This window comes from Actinomyces sp. oral taxon 448 str. F0400, assembly GCF_000220835.1.
GTDB lineage: Bacteria > Actinomycetota > Actinomycetes > Actinomycetales > Actinomycetaceae > Actinomyces.
In genome coordinates this window covers 1,865,224-1,882,901 of sequence record NZ_GL985606.1, presented here as the reverse complement: position 1 = coordinate 1,882,901, position 17,678 = coordinate 1,865,224, and the positions used below count along the sequence as shown (strand labels likewise).

The 17,678-nt window shown below is 70.9% G+C and carries 16 protein-coding genes and 1 pseudogene; 14 read left to right on the top strand and 3 right to left on the bottom strand.

From position 1 onward, the window contains the following. The first annotated feature begins 111 nt into the window (after window positions 1-111). Window positions 112-729: an L-threonylcarbamoyladenylate synthase gene (locus HMPREF9062_RS08025; RefSeq protein ID WP_009749595.1), complete on the top strand. Its 618-nt coding sequence runs from the start codon at window positions 112-114 to the stop codon at window positions 727-729. A 1-nt stretch (window position 730) separates the two neighbouring features. On the opposite strand, the gene HMPREF9062_RS08020 is transcribed toward HMPREF9062_RS08025, so the two are convergent. Together HMPREF9062_RS08020 and HMPREF9062_RS08015 are read right to left on the bottom strand one after the other, a co-directional pair. Beyond that, on the bottom strand, window positions 731-1,255 hold the full coding sequence (locus HMPREF9062_RS08020; RefSeq protein ID WP_009749594.1) for an ABC transporter ATP-binding protein: 525 nt from the start codon (window positions 1,253-1,255) through the stop codon (window positions 731-733). A gap of 17 nt (window positions 1,256-1,272) precedes the next feature. After that, entirely contained in the window at window positions 1,273-2,280 is a 1,008-nt protein-coding gene (locus HMPREF9062_RS08015) for an ABC transporter substrate-binding protein (protein ID WP_009749593.1), read from the bottom strand. A 57-nt stretch (window positions 2,281-2,337) separates the two neighbouring features. On the opposite strand from HMPREF9062_RS08015, the gene HMPREF9062_RS13235 reads away from it, so the two are divergent. The 4 genes and pseudogenes from HMPREF9062_RS13235 to HMPREF9062_RS13640 form a co-directional block, all read left to right on the top strand. After that, window positions 2,338-2,529 (top strand): hypothetical protein, encoded by a 192-nt coding sequence (locus tag HMPREF9062_RS13235; RefSeq protein WP_009749592.1) that lies wholly within the window; start codon window positions 2,338-2,340, stop codon window positions 2,527-2,529. Next, a complete protein-coding gene (locus HMPREF9062_RS13230) occupies window positions 2,526-2,684 on the top strand; it encodes a hypothetical protein (protein WP_009749591.1) in 159 nt (52 codons plus the stop codon). The genes HMPREF9062_RS13235 and HMPREF9062_RS13230 overlap by 4 nt, the downstream gene beginning before the upstream one ends. A gap of 74 nt (window positions 2,685-2,758) precedes the next feature. Next, entirely contained in the window at window positions 2,759-3,103 is a 345-nt protein-coding gene (locus HMPREF9062_RS13645; RefSeq protein ID WP_009749590.1) for an iron chelate uptake ABC transporter family permease subunit, read from the top strand. Window positions 3,104-3,123: 20 nt separating this feature from the next. Beyond that, window positions 3,124-3,372, top strand: a pseudogene (locus tag HMPREF9062_RS13640) (iron chelate uptake ABC transporter family permease subunit); the annotation flags it as partial. 41 nt (window positions 3,373-3,413) lie between these two features. On the opposite strand, the gene HMPREF9062_RS08005 reads toward HMPREF9062_RS13640, so the two are convergent. Continuing rightward, a complete protein-coding gene (locus tag HMPREF9062_RS08005; RefSeq protein ID WP_009749589.1) occupies window positions 3,414-5,723 on the bottom strand; it encodes an MMPL family transporter in 2,310 nt (769 codons plus the stop codon). A gap of 163 nt (window positions 5,724-5,886) precedes the next feature. Here HMPREF9062_RS08005 and HMPREF9062_RS08000 point away from each other — a divergent pair, with 163 nt between their 5' ends. From HMPREF9062_RS08000 to HMPREF9062_RS07960, 9 genes are all read left to right on the top strand, one after another. Beyond that, entirely contained in the window at window positions 5,887-7,299 is a 1,413-nt protein-coding gene (locus tag HMPREF9062_RS08000; protein WP_034254869.1) for a replication-associated recombination protein A, read from the top strand. A 378-nt stretch (window positions 7,300-7,677) separates the two neighbouring features. Beyond that, on the top strand, window positions 7,678-8,301 hold the full coding sequence (gene rpsD / locus HMPREF9062_RS07995) for a 30S ribosomal protein S4 (RefSeq protein ID WP_009749587.1): 624 nt from the start codon (window positions 7,678-7,680) through the stop codon (window positions 8,299-8,301). A gap of 218 nt (window positions 8,302-8,519) precedes the next feature. Continuing rightward, window positions 8,520-11,219, top strand: a complete 2,700-nt coding sequence (gene alaS, locus HMPREF9062_RS07990) for an alanine--tRNA ligase (RefSeq protein WP_034253977.1) — start codon at window positions 8,520-8,522, stop codon at window positions 11,217-11,219. 14 nt (window positions 11,220-11,233) lie between these two features. After that, window positions 11,234-11,704: a Holliday junction resolvase RuvX gene (gene ruvX, locus HMPREF9062_RS07985; RefSeq protein WP_009749585.1), complete on the top strand. Its 471-nt coding sequence runs from the start codon at window positions 11,234-11,236 to the stop codon at window positions 11,702-11,704. 10 nt (window positions 11,705-11,714) lie between these two features. Further along, window positions 11,715-12,965, top strand: coding sequence for an endolytic transglycosylase MltG (gene mltG / locus HMPREF9062_RS07980; protein WP_009749584.1), 1,251 nt, complete (start codon window positions 11,715-11,717; stop codon window positions 12,963-12,965). Beyond that, a complete protein-coding gene (locus HMPREF9062_RS07975) occupies window positions 12,962-13,915 on the top strand; it encodes a shikimate dehydrogenase (protein ID WP_009749583.1) in 954 nt (317 codons plus the stop codon). Before mltG ends, HMPREF9062_RS07975 begins: the two co-directional genes overlap by 4 nt. A 72-nt stretch (window positions 13,916-13,987) precedes the next feature. Beyond that, complete coding sequence (aroC, locus tag HMPREF9062_RS07970) at window positions 13,988-15,220, top strand: chorismate synthase (protein ID WP_172634835.1); 1,233 nt, start codon at window positions 13,988-13,990, stop codon at window positions 15,218-15,220. Next, window positions 15,220-17,088 carry a 3-dehydroquinate synthase gene (aroB, locus tag HMPREF9062_RS07965; protein ID WP_009749581.1) on the top strand — a complete coding sequence of 623 codons (1,869 nt, stop codon included), beginning with the start codon at window positions 15,220-15,222 and terminating at the stop codon, window positions 17,086-17,088. The genes aroC and aroB overlap by 1 nt, the downstream gene beginning before the upstream one ends. Continuing rightward, entirely contained in the window at window positions 17,085-17,648 is a 564-nt protein-coding gene (locus HMPREF9062_RS07960; protein ID WP_009749580.1) for a shikimate kinase, read from the top strand. Before aroB ends, HMPREF9062_RS07960 begins: the two co-directional genes overlap by 4 nt. The last annotated feature ends 30 nt before the right edge of the window (window positions 17,649-17,678 follow it).

The following is a 17,678-nucleotide window of genomic DNA, read 5'->3' as shown; positions in this document are numbered from 1 at the left end:
CGTCGCCGGCGTCCACCCGCGCGCCCGGAAGGATTTCCGGCTCGCACCCGGTTCGAGCGCCACTCGCTGCACCGTCCCCTGCGTCGGCGGTTTCTGGAGCACAATGAGCCCATGTCCCGCTACATCGAACTCCACCCCGCCAACCCTCAGACTCGTCTCGTCGACAAGATCGTCGCCGTGCTGGAAGAGGGCGGCCTGATCGCCTATCCGACCGACTCGGGCTACGCTCTGGCCTGCGCTCCAAGGAACAAGGAGGGAATGGACCGCATCCGGGCCATTCGCCAGCTCGACTCCAAGCACAACTTCACCTTCGTGTGCGCGGACTTCGCTCAGGCCGGTCCGCTGGCGATCGTGGGGAACAACGCCTTCCGCCTCATCAAGCGCCTGACTCCCGGCCCGTGGACCTTCATCCTCAAGGGGACCAAGGAGGTGCCCCGGATGACGCTCAACCCGAAGAAGCACACTCTGGGCGTGCGCATCCCCGACCACACGATCGCTCAGGCCCTCGTCTCGGGCTTCGACGCCCCTATCCTGTCGTCGACCTTCATCCGTCCCGGACGCACTGAACCGGAGAGCTCCGGGTGGCAGATCGAAGACACCCTGGGGCATCTCATCGATGTCGTCGTCGAGGGGCCGGTGGGCTCAACCGAGCCCACCACCGTCGTCGATCTGACCGACGACGCTCCCGAGGTCGTGCGCGAGGGCTCGGGAGACGTCAGCCTGCTGTGACTCAGGGCCCCTCGGAGTGGACGTGGGCGCGCGGCGGACTCGGCAGGATGAGGGGAGTCCCCGTCACCGGATCGGGCGTGATGCAGACTTCGAGCCCGAAAGCCTCGTGGATGGTCTGCGGCGTGATCACCTGCGCGGGCCGTCCCCGGGCGAGGATCCTGCCGGCGCCCATCACCACGATGCGGTCCGCGTATCGACAAGCCTGGTTGAGATCGTGCAGGACGGCCACAATCGTGGTGCCCAGGACCTGATTGAGCTCCCGGCACAGCTCGAGGACCTCCACCTGATGCGCCAGGTCGAGGTAGGTCGTCGGCTCGTCGAGCAGCAGGATTCGCGGCTGCGCCAGGAATCCAACCTGACGCGCGAAGACCTTGGGGTGCATCGAAGAGATCTCGCGTCCGTCGAGAAGGACCGTCCCCGAGCGCGGCGGAAGCACCTTATCCTCGCCGGCCGCGTACCCCAGGTGCAGGTCGTGGCCCTCCAGGGCGGGACGGGCGGGGTTCTCCGCCCGCGGGACGGTCGTCATGGCATCCTCGCGGGGACTCACGCGGACAGTGCCGAGGTGAGCGTGTCCATCACGACGCGCGCGGCTGTCGGGCCGGCGTTGAGGAAGAACGGGTCGTGGTCGACCTCGACCGCGCGGCCCGCGGCCACCGCGGACAGGGACGGCCACAGCTTCTCGCCGGTCAGGCCGGCGGTATCCCTGCTCTGGACGCCGTAGAAGAGCCAGTCGCCGTCGGCCTGGTCGAGGGTTTCCGCGGAGATGTCCTGGGAAACACCGTCGGTGAACTGCTGCGCCTTCAGACGGGCCAGGCCCAGGTCCGCGACCACGGAGTCGGCGAAGGACAGAGGGCCGAAGATGTGGAGCTTGTCCTGACCGCTGCGCAGCAGGGAGATGGTCGCCGTTCGCTCCAGTGCGGTCCCTCTCCGGGCGGCCTCGGCGGTGGAGGCGTCGAGCATGCGCTGGGTCTCCTCCCGCTTGCCTAGGGCGTCGGCGAGCAGGAGGAAGTCTGTCCTCCAGTACTGGCCGGTACTATGCATCGAGACGGTCGGAGCGATCCGGGTCAGGGACCGGTAGAGGGTGTCGGCGTCGTCCTTACCCGAGGCGTTGGTCGCGATGAGATCAGGGCGCAGGTTCCCGATGGCCTCGGTGTGCGGACTGTTGCGCGAGCCGACGGAGGTGATCGTCGCGATAGCCCCGGCCTGGTCCGGGTGGGCGCCCTTAAGGTATTGGGTGATGGGATCCTCCGCACCGGAGGGCGCCGCCGCACCGATCGGACAGAACCCGAGAGCCAGCAGCGCATCGGCCTGTCCGGTGCCGATGACCACGACGTTCGTCGGTGCGGCGTTGATCATGCTCTCGCCCTGGTAGCGGATGACCGCGCGGGGGAAGACGCCGTCGGCCGCGTCCAAGCCCATGCCCTCTTCCATTTGCGTCGGAACGGTGGCGGCGGGCTGCTCGGAGGAGGCCGTGCCGGCCGCGTCGGTGGATGCGCCGCCCGAGGACGAGCAGGCGCACAGGGCGTCCAGGGCGGACAGCGCGCCGCCCACCAGGAGCGTGTGACGGGGGACGAAGCCATAAACGTATGGTGAGGCTAACTTTTCTATATGAGACAGACCGGCATCCTGCGTCGTGCGACGCGTCTCAGGTCCGTCGTCCGGAGCGCAGCAGTCGTCCTCGTGCCCGTCCTTCTCATCGCACTGCTGCTTGCGATGAGTCTGGCGCTGGGCTCGCGGACGCTGTCCCCGTCCCCGAACCCGGGATCCTGGGAGTCAACGCCGGCGCCGCCCTCGGGGTGATCCTGGCGATTAGCGCACTCGGCCTGCCCGAGATCGGGCAGTACACGCCCTTCGCCCTACTCGGCGCCGGCTGCGCCGCGGCGGCGGTCTACACGATCTCCCACCGCACGATCGAGACCGGATCGCTCGCCTCGTCCTGGCCGGAGTTGCCCTGAGCGCGGCATTGTCCTCGGTGACGGGGACGATCACCATGTACGACTCCCGGGCCTTCGACTCCTACCGTTTCTAGGTGGTCGGCTCGCTGGAGGGCCGGGACGCTTTCGTACTGACGCGCATCGCTCCGCTCCTCCTGGTCGGTCTAGTCCTCGCAGTCGGCTCGGCCCGCGGATTGAACGCACTGGCCCTCGGCGAGGAGCAGGCCATAGCGCTGGGCGCCGACCTCATGGCGACCCGGGCGTCGGCCCCTTGCCATCACGCTGCTGTGCGGAGGCGCCACCGCGGCCGTCGGCCCTTGTCCTTCGTTCGTCGGGGCGCCCGTCCTCCTCCTGCTCGCCGTCAGGAGGGAGCTGAGCCCGCGCCCTCGCAGAAGCATCCTGGAGACGGGGGGACGACACCGCCGCCGGTCTCGGATTGAGGCCCAGGCGCACACGAGTCGTGCTGATCGGCTACGGTGTCGTTCTCGCCTCCGCCTGCGTGACGGCGACCGGGCCGATCGGATTCCTCGCCCTGGCTGCCCCGCAGGTCGCCCGGAGGTTCTCGCGTGTCTCGGGGCTCGGCGTCCTGCCTTCCTTCGGGGGCGGAGCGGTGCTGCTGACGCTGTCGGACCTCGTGGCGGGCCGTCTGCTCAGTTCCTTCCAGATCCCGGTGGGACTTATCACCTCGGCCGTCGGCGGCCTCTACCTCATGCAGCTCGTGGGAGCCGGGCGGACGGGCCACCCCATGAGTCATGAGTCATTCGTCGTAGGGGACCGGGGCGGGCCGTCGTCTATGCGCCTCAGGCGCTGCGGCGCCCACCAGCTCCAGCGGCCGAGCAGGCTCATGGTCGCGGGCACCAGGAGCATGCGCGTCACGGTGGCCTCCAGCGTCACCGCGGTGGCCAGCGCCAGGCCGATCTCCTTGACCATGAGCAGGTCGCTCGTTACGAGGCAGAGGAACACGACCGCCATTACCAGAGCCGCCGCGGTCACGGCGCGCCCCGAGCGCTGCAGTCCCCGCTCGACCGCGGCGTCATCGCCGTCACCGGCGTCCCGGCACTCCTTGATCCGGTCCAGGACGAACACGTCGATGCTCATCGTCAGGGCCAGGCCCACGCCGGCGGCCGCGACGACCGCGCCGGCCTCGATCCCACCGATCGGGGTGAAGCCGAGCAGCCCGCTGAGACGACCGCCCTGGAAGACCCATACGGTGATCCCCAGGCAGGCCGCCAGGCAGACGGCGTTGACCAGCAGCGCCCGAAGCGGCGCGATCACCGACCCGCTCATCAGGAACAGGAACACCACGCTCGCCGGCACGAGCACACTCGCCGCCCACGGCGCCCCGTGAACGACGGCCTGATGGAAGTCGAGCTGAGTGGCGGCCTGCCCCGTGACCCACATGTCCGCCGGCGCCTGGAGGGAGCGGATCGCAGCGACCGCCTTCTCAGCGGTGACCGAAGAGGCCTCGCCCTCCAGGTCGAGGTAGACCACCGTGTAGCTGCCGGCGGTCGCCGACCGGAGCACCTGGGTCACCCCGTTCGTGGCGGCGACCTGCTCGTTGATGTAGGACGTTACCCGCTCGCCCGTCGACGCGACGATGAGGGTGGCGTCCTCCTCAGCCTGCGTGGCCGCCGGGTAGTCGTCCTGCAGGAGCTGGAGATACGTGCGCTGATCGGAGTGAGCCGGCAGGAGCTCGGTGGTGGAGGTCAGCATGCGCAGATCATGTAGAGGCGAGGCCAGGACGATCAGGAGGGCAATGCCGGCGACGGCCGCCACCCAGGGCATGCGTCGCACCTGGCGGGCGATCCAGGCCGGGCCCCCGATCCGCCCGGAGGCGATCTCGGAGCGCGGGAATGAGGATCGGCCCATCGCCCGCCGCAGGAGCGAGGGGCGCTGGAGCCGCCTGCCCATGAGCACCAGCAGCGCCGGGACCAGCGTCAGGGCCGCCGCAACGGCGACCAGGGCGGCGAGCGTACCCGCCACGCCGACGGACCACAGAACGTCGGCTCCCATGAGCGTCAGCCCCGCCAATGACGCGGCCACCGTCAACCCGGAAAACAGCGCGGTGCGCCCCGCCGTGGTCAGCGCCGTCGTCATGCAGTCGGCGACGAGCGGGTCGCGGCGACCGGTGCGTCGGCGGCGCCGGAGGCCGTAGGCCGCTGAGTCGTCCTCGTCCTGGCGGGCCAGCTCCTCGAGGTAGCGGCGGGTCAGGATCAGCCCGTAGCCGAGAGACAGGGCCAGTCCGAGGGCTGAAGCGGTGGCGACGACGAAGGGCGACAACCCGTTGACCAGATCGAGCGCGTAGAACACCCCCAGCGAGCCGGCGACCTGGACCAGCCCGCCGAGCAAGGGGGCGACGGCGGCGAGGGGGCCGTCCAGGACCAGCGTCATAACCAGGAGAACCAGAGGCAAGCAGATGAGCCCCCCGCGGACCAGATCCTTCTCGACCCGATCGTCGACCGCCCGCGAGACGAGCGCGTCGTCCGAGACCACGCCAGTCGCCGCTGGGCTGACGGCGTGCAGCTCGTCAGGGATCTCCTCCAGACGGGACTCGACTTTGGAGACCAGGCTCGCGACCTCGGCCGCATAGGCTCTGTCTCCCGCCGGGGCCACCTTGCTCCCGTTGGGATTGACGGTCACGATCATGAGGAAGCCGTCCAGGTCGGCGGAGGCCAGGGCCTGCGCCGCGGGTTCCGAGAGCATGCCGGGGACCACGAAGGGATCGAGCACGTTCTGCTCGCCCACCAGCGCGCGCAGGTCGGCATGCGCCCCGGTCAGAGCCGAGGCGACCTCCTGCTGAGTCCCGGTGTCCGAGATGTCGATGCCCGTGACCAGCAGGCTCACGGTCTGCGAGTCGCCGGACAGGGTGCGCAAGACCTGCTCACCCCGAGCGCTCTGGGCCCTCGGCACCGATGAATCGCCGGTCTCCAGCTGGCCGAACAGGCCCGCGCCCCCGAGGCCGCCCAGGCAGACGGTCAGGAGGACGACGGCGAGCACCGCCCACGTACCGACGACGTACCAGGCGTCCTTGACGACGCGACGGGAGAGCCAGGCGAGCATAGGGGCATTGTCGCAGACGGACCGGCCCGCCCCGCGGACGGACGGTGTTACGGCGGTGTCACGGACCGGCCTCGATGCGTTCGAGCCGTCGACGCCGGCGAGGCGCAGGGGCCCGTCGAGGCCGTCAGGAGGCGGGCACGACTAAGGTCGACCCATGGGGGACATGGACCTGTTCGAGAGCGCCGGGACCGACGACGTCGGCGTGCCGCTGGACTCCCGCGCCCCGCTGGCCGTGCGCATGCGTCCGCGCACCTTAGACGAGGTCGTCGGCCAGGACCACCTTCTCGTCCCGGGATCACCGCTGCGCCGACTGGTCGACCCGCCCCGCGACCGCGACCGCGGGGCCGGCGGAGCCGGCGGAGCCGGCGTGGCCAGCGTCATCCTGTGGGGCCCCCCGGGTACCGGCAAGACGACCCTGGCCTACCTCGTGGCACGGGGGAGCGAGCGCCGCTTCGTCGAGCTGTCCGCGGTGACCGCCGGTGTCGGGGACATTCGTCAGGTTGTCTCCGACGCCCGGCGACGTCTGGTCGCCGGCGGTGAGGAGACCGTCCTCTTCATCGACGAGGTCCACCGCTTCTCCCGATCCCAGCAGGACGCCCTGCTGCCCAGCGTCGAGAACCGCTGGGTCACCCTCATGGCCGCCACCACGGAGAACCCGAGTTTCTCGGTGGTCTCCCCGCTGCTGTCGCGCTCCCTGCTGCTCACCCTCCGGCCTCTGGACGTCGAGGCGGTCCGGAGGCTGATCGACCGAGCAGTGGCCGACGAGCGCGGGCTGGCCGGGACCGTCTCCGTCGACGATGACGCCCGCGAGCAGATCGTGCGCATGGCGGGTTCGGACGCACGCAAGTCCCTGACCGTCCTGGAGGTCGCAGCCGGGGCCGTGCTGGCCGGGGACGGACGTCCGCCGGTCGGCACGGGGCGCGCCGCTGACGAGCAGGAGACCCCCGTCGTCACCCTTGAGGACGTCGAGCACGCCGCCGACGTCGCCGCCGTACGCTACGACCGGGCGGGAGACCAGCACTACGACGTCGTCAGCGCCTTCATCAAGTCCATGCGGGGCTCCGACCCCGACGCCACACTCCACTACCTGGCCCGCATGATCGCCGCCGGGGAAGATCCTCGTTACATCGCGCGGCGCATCACGATCCACGCGGCCGAGGACGTGGGCCTGGCCGACCCGACCGTGCTGTCCACCGCGGTGGCCGTCCAGCAGGCGGTCGCTCTCATCGGCATGCCCGAGGCACAACTGGTCCTGGCCGAGGCGGCTCTGGCGGTGGCGACCGCTCCGAAGTCGAACGCGGTGACCACGGGCATCGGCCAGGCCATGGCGGACGTGCGCGCCGGTCGTCTTGGCCAGGTTCCCGCTCACCTGCGCGACGCCCACTACGCCGGTGCCGAGCGCCTGGGCCACGGACGCGACTATCTCTATCCGCACGACTTCCCCCACGGCGTCGTCGCCCAGCGCTACCTGCCCGACGAACTGGCCGGGCGACGCTACTACGAGCCGACCGGCAACGGCTTCGAGAAGCAGCTCGCCTCTCGTTTGGAGGCCGTTCGCCGCATCCTGGATCGCTGAGGCGCCGCCCGTGCGCCCCGACGCCCCCGAGGGCCGGCGGATTCTGAGACCGGGCCGGATGCCACCGAGCCCGGTGGCCAGGAACCGCGGCGGGGCTCCCGGCCGGACTGGTCGGCGCAGGCGCCGGAGAGGGTCGGGGCGCCGAGGACATCACGGTCCCCGATGCGGCGAGAATCGATGGGCCTGAGGATCCGCTCACATCGATGCGCTCCCAGATGCGCGGGCGGTCCGCAGGCAGCTAAAGTTCTCGGGCTGTCGTCGGGCGGTTATCGCCGCACGACGCAGCACTCCTGGGGTCCCGGCCCACGCAGGCTGACCCCGCGTCGCGGCAGACTCGCCCGCGATGTGCGATCACTCCGACAGGAAGACGACAGATTCATGAGCTCCTCCCGCTCCCGCCGTCAGGTGCGCCTCTCCCGCGCCCTCGGCATCCCGTTGACCCCCAAGGCCGTGCGCTACTTCGAGAAGCGGCCCTACGGCCCCGGTGAGCACGGCCGCGCCCGTCGGCGAGCCGAATCGGACTACGCCGTCCGCCTGAAGGAGAAGCAGCGTCTGCGCGCCCAGTACGGCATCCGCGAAGCTCAGCTCCAGCGCGTCTTCGAAGAGGCGCGCCGTGAGAAGGGTCTGACCGGTGAGTCCCTGGTCGAACTGCTCGAGATGCGTCTGGACGCCCTCGTACTGCGCTCCGGCTTCACTCGCACCATCGCCCAGGCCCGTCAGAGTGTCGTCCACCGTCACATCCTCGTCGACGGCAGGATCGTGGACCGTCCCTCCTTCCGCGTCAAGCCCGGCCAGACCATCCAGGTCCGCCCGCGCTCGCAGGTCATGGTGCCCTTCCAGGCCGCCGCCGCCGGCACCCACCGGGACGTCCTGCCGCCCGTGCCCGACTACCTGAGCGTCGAATTGGAGAAGCTGTCCGCCACACTCGTGCGCCGCCCCAAGCGGGACGAGGTCCCCGTGACCTGCGACGTCCAGATGGTCGTCGAGTACTACTCGCGCTGAGCCCCACGCGACGCAGCGCTCGGGACGCCCCGAACCACCCGTCGGTTCGGGGCGTTCGCGCGTTCGGAGGCGATCGGGGAGTACTCTCACCCCGACCCGCCGTCTGCGCCGACCACTGTCCATCGATCGCTTCAACATCCGCAGCCGCCTGCAGCACCCCGCCTCCGCCGGGCGGCCCCATGACCACCACGCACATACGCGAGGAACCGAGGAACTCCATGCGCACTTCCGAGATCCGCACCCGCTGGCTCGACTACTTCGCCGCGAACGGGCATGAGATCCGCCCCTCCGTATCTCTGGTCTCCCCAGAGCCCTCGATCCTGTTCACCGTGGCCGGCATGGTCCCGTTCATCCCCTACATCCTGGGCACGGAGCCCCCTCCTTGGCCGCGGGCCGCCAGCGTGCAGAAATGCATCCGCACCAACGACATCGACAATGTCGGCGTCACCACCCGTCACGGCACGTTCTTCCAGATGAACGGCAACTTCTCCTTCGGCGACTACTTCAAGGAGGGGGCGATCGACTACGCCTGGAGGCTGCTGACCGGGTCCAGGAACGAGGGCTGCTACGAGTTGGACGGCGACCGGCTGTGGATGACGATCTGGGAGGAGGACCGAGTCTCCTTCGACCACTGGACCCGCGTCATCGGCGTACCCGAGGCGCACGTCCAAAAGCTACCCTTCGAGGAGATCTCCTGGTCCACCGGTCAGCCCGGTCCGGCCGGCTCGTGCTGCGAGATCCACTACGACCGCGGCAGCGACTACGGCCCCGACGGCGGCCCCGCGACCGATGCGCAGGGGGACCGCTTTCTGGAGGTCTGGAATCTCGTCTTCGACGAGTTCGTCCGCGGCGAGGGCCGAGGCCACGACTTCGAACTGGTAGGCAAACTCGACCGCACGGCGATCGACACCGGCGCCGGCTTGGAGCGCCTCGCCTTCGTCATGCAGGACAAGCCCAATATGTACGAGATCGACGAGGTCTACCCCGTCATCGCCGCCGCCGAGGAGATGTCCGGCAAGTCCTACGGGCGCGGCTCCGCGGGGCCGACGGCCGGGCAGGCCCACCTCGACGACGTGCGCATGCGGGTGGTGGCCGATCACGTCCGTTCCTCGCTCATGCTCATCGGGGACGGAGTGCGCCCGGGCAACGACGGACGCGGCTACGTCCTGCGCCGTCTCATTCGCCGAGCGGTGCGCTCCATGCGTCTGCTCGGCGTGGACGAGGCCGCTCTGCCGATCCTGCTCACCGCGTCGAAGGACGCTATGAAGGCCTCGTACCCCGAACTCGAGACGAACTGGGAGACGATCCGCCAGGTCGCCTACGCAGAGGAGGACGCCTTCAGACGCACCCTGGCCGCGGGCACCGCCATTCTCGACACGGCGGTCGCCGACGCCAAGAGCCGCCCGGGCAGACCGGTGCTCGGCGGCGACCGGGCTTTCGCCCTGCACGACACGTACGGGTTCCCCATCGACCTGACCCTGGAGATGGCCGCCGAACAGGGGGTCGAGGTCGACGAGGCCGAGTTCCGCGCCCTCATGGAGCAGCAGAAGGAGCGCGCCCGTAGGGACGCGCGCACCAAGAAGGCCGGCTTGTCGGATGTGCGCGTCTTCCATGAGATCGAGAAGTCCATGGGGGGCCCCTCGGTCTTCCTGGGGTACACCGAGTCGGCGGCCGACGCCACTGTCACCGGCCTGCTCGTCGACGGTCGCCCGGAGCCGGCGGCCACCGCCCCCGCCGAGGTGGAGGTCGTCCTGGACCGCACCCCCTTCTACGCTGAGATGGGCGGCCAGCTCGCCGACCACGGCACCATCCGCCTGGCCGATGGCGGCGTCATCGAGGTCCATGATGTCCAGGCCCCCGTCAAGGGGCTGTCCGTCCACCGCGGGACCCTCACAGAGGGCACGGCGGCGGTGGGGGAGCGCGCCTATGCGCAGATCGACGTCGTACGCCGCCTGGCCATCGCCCGCGCTCACACCTCCACTCACATGGTCTACGCCGGGCTGCGCCGGGTGGTCTCCCCCGACGCTCCGCAAGCCGGGTCCGAGAATTCGCCGGCCCGCCTGCGTTTCGACTTCCGCCACTCCTCGGCGGTCAGCGGCACTCAGATGGACGACATCGAATCCCTTGTCAACGACAGGGTCGCCGATGACCTCGCAGTGACCACCGAGGTGATGTCGCTGGAGGAGGCGCGGCAGTCCGGTGCGATCGCCCTGTTCGGTGAGAAATACGGCAGCCGGGTGCGCGTGGTCACCATTGGGGACGACTTCGACAAGGAGCTGTGCGGCGGCACCCACGTGCCCTCCACCGGTCACATCGGCCGGATCACCCTGCTGGGCGAGGGATCCATCGGCTCAGGTGTGCGACGCATCGATGCGCTCGTGGCGGACTCGGCCTACCGGCTCCAGCACAAGGAGCACGCGCTGGTCTCCCAGCTGTCCGCTCTGGTGGGCGGACGGGCCGAGGAGCTGCCCGAGCGCGTGGCCTCCCTCATGGGCCGGCTGAAGGAAACGGAGAAGAGACTCTCCGCCGCCCAGCAGGCGGCGCTGGCCTCGCATGCGACGGAGCTCGCGGCCGCGGCCACCCGCACGGGTGACTACCTCGTCGTAGCCGCGAACGCGGGCGACGTCGGTTCAGCAGATGCGCTGCGCGGCCTCGCCCTGGATGTGCGCGGGCGCCTGCCCGACTCCGAGCCGATCGTCGTGGCCGTGGCCGGTACGGCGGGCGACCGGCCCCTCGTGGTCGTCGCCACCAACGCCGCCGCCCGCGACGCCGGGACCAGAGCGGGTGCGCTTGTGCGCGTGGCCGCGACCGTTCTCGGGGGCGGGGGCGGCGGCAAGGATGATGTCGCTCAGGGCGGCGGGCAGGACGCGGGCAGGATCGACGCCGCCCTAGCCGCGGTCACCGACGAGCTCGCTTGAGTTCGGGAGGAAGCGTGCGTCCGGGTGTCCGGCTGGCTTTCGACGTCGGCACGGTGCGGGTGGGCGTTGCCCGTTGCGACGCCGAGGCCATCCTCTCCGTGCCGCTGGCCACGCTTCGCCGCGATCGTTACGGGGCTGACCTCGATCAGGCCGCTGATCTCGTCGAGGAGTATGATGCCGCGCAGGTCGTTGTCGGTCTGCCGCGTCGCATGAGCGGCGGGTCGTCGGTCTCGACCAGGGATGCCCGTCGATGGGCGCGTGGGCTGGCCCAGCTCATCACGCCGGTTCCCGTGCGCCTGGTCGATGAACGGCTGTCCACCGTGACCGCTCACCGCGAGCTTCACGCGTCCGGACGGACGGAGGCGACTTTCCGGCAGGTCGTCGATCAGGCGGCCGCCGTGGTTATCCTCGACCAGGCCCTTGAGACAGAGCGAACGACGAACGCCCCGGCGGGCGAGCTCGTCCCCCCGACCCGGAGAGGCTGAGAGACCGATAGTGAGTCAGGACGATTTCTTCACCCAGCTGGGGATCGAACCGCGTGAGACCAGGCGGACCACCGGACGCCGCCTGGACGCGGAGCGCGCCCGCCGCCGGGAGGAACGCGCCCGTCGCCGCAGGAAGCGCAAGCGCCGCCTGATCACGGCGCTCATCCTGGTGGTGGTTCTGGCGGCCGTGGGCGGAATCGGCTACAAGGCCTACAACTACTCCGGGTTGAGCAGCATCGGTGCCTCCCCCTCCGACTACTCGGGCGCGGGCGAGGGTGAAGTCATCGTCACCATCCCCGACGGCGCCACGGGCAACGACATCGCCAAGGTCCTCGTGGACGCCGACGTGGTGGCGACCGCCGGGGCCTTCGCGAACGCCTATGCCGACAACGCCAACGCCAGCAATATTCAGCCGGGCACCTACACCTTGCGGTCCCATATGTCGGCGGCCAACGCTGTCGCCATGCTGCTGGATCCGGCCTCCAGGTCCGACCACACCCTGACGATCCCCGAAGGCGCCACGAAGACTCAGGTCAAGGACCGCCTGATGAGCGTGGGCCACTACACCGACACCGAGGTGGAGGAGGCCTTTGGCGCCACCGACGCGATCGGACTGCCGGCCGTCGCGGGCGGCAACGTCGAGGGATGGCTCGCACCGGGCGTCTACGACGTCGCTGACGGCTCCTCGGCGACCGACATCGTCACCTCGATGGTGTCCACCACGCGCGGCAACCTGGCCAAACTGGGTGTGAACGACGCCGACTACGAAAGCGTGCTGACTAAGGCATCCATCGTGGAGCGCGAGGGCAACCCGCAGTACTACACGCAGATCGCCCGAGTCATCGAGAATCGGTTGACGAACACCGATGCGCAGACTCAAGGCAAGCTGGAGATGGACTCCACAGTCCTGTACGGCCTGAACCGCACAGGCGGCATCCCCTCCAAGGAGGAGATAGCCGATGGGAGCAACAAGTACAACACCTACGCCCATCCCGGGCTGCCCCCCAGCCCGATCGGGAGTCCGGGCTCGGCGGCGATCTCCGCGGTTATGAAGCCCGCCGAGGGGGACTGGCTCTACTTCGTCACCGTCAACCTTCAGACGGGGGAAACGCTCTTCGCCACGACTCAGGCCGAGCAGGACGAGAACACCAAGAAGCTCACCGAGTACTGCAACCAGAACCCGGGGGTCTGCGATGGCGGCAACGGCAGTGGGGCCACGGGCTCGGCCACTCCGAGCGCTGGCGCGGGCGACGGGCAGTGAGTGCTGTCGGCCCTCCAGAGCGCGGGCATCGGGCCGCCGTCATCGGCTGGCCGGTCGCGCATTCCCTGTCCCCGGTCCTGCATCGGGCCGCCTACCGCGGTCTGGGCCTGGAGGATTGGACCTACGGGACCATGCCGGTGGAGCCCTCGCAGCTCGAGGGGATTCTCACTGAGGTATCCTCCCCAGCCGAGCGGGAGGCGGTATGGGCCGGGCTGAGCGTGACCATGCCGCATAAGCGGGCCCTGCTGCCGATGCTCGACGTCGTCGACCCCCTGGCGGCCGTCGTCGGCGTGGTCAACACCGTTGTGGCGCAGCGTTCGGGGACGGGTCCCGCCCTGCTGACGGGCTTCAACACCGATGTGGCCGGGATCGTCGGCGCCCTGCGCGAGACGGCGGTGCCACCGGCCCGTCCCGGTCAGGCCCCGCCGAGTGGGAGGAGCGCCGTCGTGCTGGGCTCGGGGGCCACCGCCTGCTCCGCCCTGGCCGCGCTGAGCGAGCTCGGCGTCACCGATCTGACCGTGGCCGCACGCCGGCATGCGGGCCCCGGTCGCGCCGCCACGGCCGCGCATCGCATGGGCCTAGAGGTCGCCACCCTGACCTGGCGACCGGGCCAGGCCTCCTCCGACACCGCTGTGGCCGAGTCGCTCGTTCGCTCCGACCTGGTCATCTCCACACTGCCCGCGCGCGCCGCCGACACACTCGCCGGGCCGCTCGCGACCGCCTTGGAGCACTCGGGGGGGCCGGCCCCTGGAGCCGTCATGCTCGATGTCGTCTACGCCCCATGGCCCACTCCGCTCGCCTCGGCGTGGAGCGGCGCGGGGGGAGCGACCGCGCCCGGCTGGCTCATGCTGCTCCACCAGGCCGTCCCGCAGGTGACTCTCATGACCGGGCGGACCCCTCCGACGGCCCCGATGCGCCGGGCCCTTCACGAGGCGCTCGCCGCCCGCTGAGAGCGCCTCCCGCATCCGCGCCCCGCCGGCGCCGATGCCGTGGAGGCGGACGAATGTGGGATGATCAGCCTCATGCTTCGATGGATGACCGCCGGCGAGTCCCACGGCGAGGCCCTGACCGCCCTGATCGAGGGCGTTCCCGCGGGAGTCGAGATCACGAGCGGACAGATCGCTCGGGCGTTGGCCCGACGGCGCCTCGGCCACGGCCGGGGGGCCCGGCAGGCCTTCGAGCAGGACCGCCTGACCGTGCTCGGCGGCATCCGGCACGGACGCACCATCGGCGGCCCCATCGTCGTGCAGATCGGCAATTCCGAGTGGCCCAAGTGGTCCACCGTTATGAGCGCCGACCCCGTCGACCCCGCGGCGCTCGCCGTCGACGCCGGAACCGGAGATGAGCGGGAGATCGCCCGAAACCGGCCGTTGACCCGGCCGCGTCCCGGCCATGCGGATCTGGCCGGGGTCCTCAAGTACGACCTGCCGGACATCAGGCCGGTGCTCGAACGGGCCTCGGCTCGCGAGACCGCCGCTCGGGTCGCGCTCGGCGCGGTGGCCGCCGCGGTCCTCCGGCAGGTGGCGGGGACTCGCCTGACCAGCCATGTCGTACGAATCGGGGCCGTGGAGCTGCCCGATGATGCGCGTCGCCCCGGGCCCGACGACGAGGAGCGTTTGAGCGCCGACCCCGTGCGGTGCACCGACCCGACCGTGTCGGCCGCCATGGTTGCCGAGATCGACGCCGCCAGGAGGGACGGCGACACTCTGGGCGGTACGGTCGAGGTCATCGCCTTCGGGGTGCCCATCGGACTGGGGACCCATGCTGAGGCGGACCGGCGTCTCGATGCCCGTCTGGCGGGCGCGCTCATGGGCATCCAGGCCGTCAAGGGGGTTGAGATCGGGGACGGCTTCGCCCTGGCCGCGCGTCGCGGCAGCCGGTCCCACGACGAGATCACGGCTCTCGTCTCGGGGACCGTCACCCGCGCCTCGAATCGCGCCGGCGGCATCGAGGGCGGGATGTCCAACGGCAGTCCGATCCGCGTGCGCGCCGCCTACAAGCCGATCTCCACCGTTCCCCGGGCGCTGCGCACCGTGGACACGGCGACCGGCGAGCGGGCCACCGGGTTGCACCAGCGCTCCGACACCACGGCCGTCGTGCCCGGAGCCGTCATCGCCGAGGCCATGGTCGCGCTCGTCCTGGCGGATGCGCTGCTGGACAAAACCGGCGGGGACAGCCTCGCCGAGGCCAGACGCAATCTCAGGGGCTACCTGACCCGTCTCGCCGAGCGCACCCGGTGGCGGGGGGACGAGTGATGATCCGTCGCCCCGGCCCTCGCGTCACGCTCGATCAGGCGCTTCTGCCCCTGGTTCTGGTGGGGCTGCCGGGCGCGGGCAAGACCACGGTGGCGCGTCTGCTCGCCACCGCCCTCGGCGTGCAGGTCACCGACACCGATGCCGAGATCCGCCGACGGGCGCGCCTGACGATCCCGGAGATCTTCGCTCGAGAAGGCGAGGAGGGGTTCCGCGCGCGGGAGGCGCGGGCGTTGCGCGCGGTGCTGGACTCCCCGACGCCAGCGCAGGGCGTCGTGGCTCTGGGCGGAGGCGCCGTCCTGCGCGAGGAGAACCGATCCCTGCTGGAGGGCCGCACTGTGGTTCACCTAGTGGCCTCGCCCGAGACAGCCGCCGCGCACGTGGGCGACGGAAGGGGACGCCCGCTCATCGCCCCGGACGCGGACTCCGACGCCGCGCAGAGCGCGCTGCGCACTGCCCGCCAGCCGACGCGGACGGTCCCGCCGGACGAGCTCGGCACCGTCCTGACACGGATGGAGGCCCTCCACGCCCAGCGCACCCCGCTGTACACCGGGGTGGCCACACTCGCCGTTCCCACCGACGGCCTGACGCCTCAGCAGGTGGCGGCGCTCATCCTCGTGGGGCTGGGCGTGGAGGCGTCCGGCACGGCACGAGCGCTGTCCCATCTGGGCGAGCCCGCCCCGCCCCCCCGGAGGCGTCCGACCCCGGCCGACCCGACCGGTTCCAGCGCCCTCGAGCCCTCCTCCCAACGCCTGCGGCCGGGGGCCGACGGGCGTCTGCGCCTGCGGGTGAACGCCGCGCGGCCCTACGAGGTCGTCGTCGGGCATGACCTCGCTGCGGAGGCGGTTCGCGCCGTCATCGAGGCGCCCGGCGGCGGGGCCGGGGGAGTGGCGCTCGTCCACGCCCGTGAACTGGTGGAGTTCGCCGACAGGTACGAGGAGGGGTTGCGCGACGCGGGGCTGAGGGTTGAGCGGATCCTCGTCCCCGGCGGGGAGAGGTCCAAGACCAGCGCTGTACTGGAGACGCTCTGGGAGCGGCTGGGCCGGATGCGCATGGGGCGCGACGGCTGCGTTGTCGCCGTGGGCGGGGGCGCGACGACCGACCTCGCCGGCTTCGCGGCGGCCACGTGGTTGCGGGGCGTCGCCCTCGTCCATGTTCCCACCACGCTGCTGGCCATGGTCGACGCGGCCGTCGGCGGCAAGACCGGCATCGACACTCCGATGGGCAAGAATCTGGTCGGCGCCTTCTATTCGCCGCGAGGCGTCGTGTGCGATCTGATGGCGCTGGGAACGCTGCCGGCCGACGAGCTGCGGGCCGGGCTGGGCGAGGTCATCAAGTGCGGGTTCATCGCCGACCCGGTCATCCTCGACCGCGTTTTGGCCGACCCGGCCGACGTCGTCCGGTGGGACTCGCCGGTGCTCACTGAGCTCGTCGCCCGTTCTGTGGCCGTCAAGGCCGCCGTCGTGGGAGAGGATCCGGTCGAGTCCGGCTCGCGCGAGATCCTCAACTATGGTCACACCTACGCTCACGCCGTGGAGACGGCCACCGGCTACCGGTGGCGGCATGGCGAAGCGGTCGCCGTCGGCTGCGTCTTCGCGGCCGAGGTCGCCCATCGTCTCGGACGCGCGAACGCCGATGTGACGGCCCTGCACCGCGAGGCCTTCGCTGCCGCCGGTCTGCCCATCGCCTTTCCGGAGGGGGTCGGCCGCTTCGAAGAGATGGCGGGCATCATGCGCTCGGACAAGAAGGTGCGCGCCGGGCGGATCCGCATGGTCCTGCTCGATGACGTCGCTCGCCCCGTCCGCGGTGTCATCCCCGGCGCCGCGGTGCTGCGCGGGGCCCACGACGCGGTCGCCGGATCCACAGTATGAGCGATACGAGCGGTGAGCACGCATCCGGCCCGACCGGCTCCGTCGTCCTGATCGGCCCGCCCGGAGCCGGGTGCACCACCGTGGGCCGGGCCCTGGCCGGGGTTCGAGGAGTGCCCGTCGCGGACCTGGGCGAGGAGGTCGCCCGGGCCGCGGGCACGAGCCCGGACGTGGCGCTGGTCGCGGTGCCCGAGGTCCGCTACCGACGCATTGAGGCGGCTATCGCGCTCGACCTGCTCGCCGGGGCGGCGCGGGCCGCGAACCGGCCCATGGTGATCGCGCTCGGCTCGGGCTGCCTGGAGGACCCGGAGGTCCGGCGCTCCCTGGACGAGGTGGTCGATGCCGGCGGCCGCGTTGTGGCTTTGACGGCGAGCACGCGGTGCCTGGCCACCCGCGACGGCCTGGACGCACCACGCTCGATAGCGCTGAGAGGCGTCCGCCGCGCGTTCGTCCAGATGCTGCACGCCCGCCGGACCCTGTGCGGCGGACTCGCCGCGGCGCAGATCGATACCACCCAGACGACTCCGCGCGAGGCGGCCGCCCTCATCGCCGACGACTGGTGATCGTCGCCGGCCCGGCTTCCGGTTGGCGAC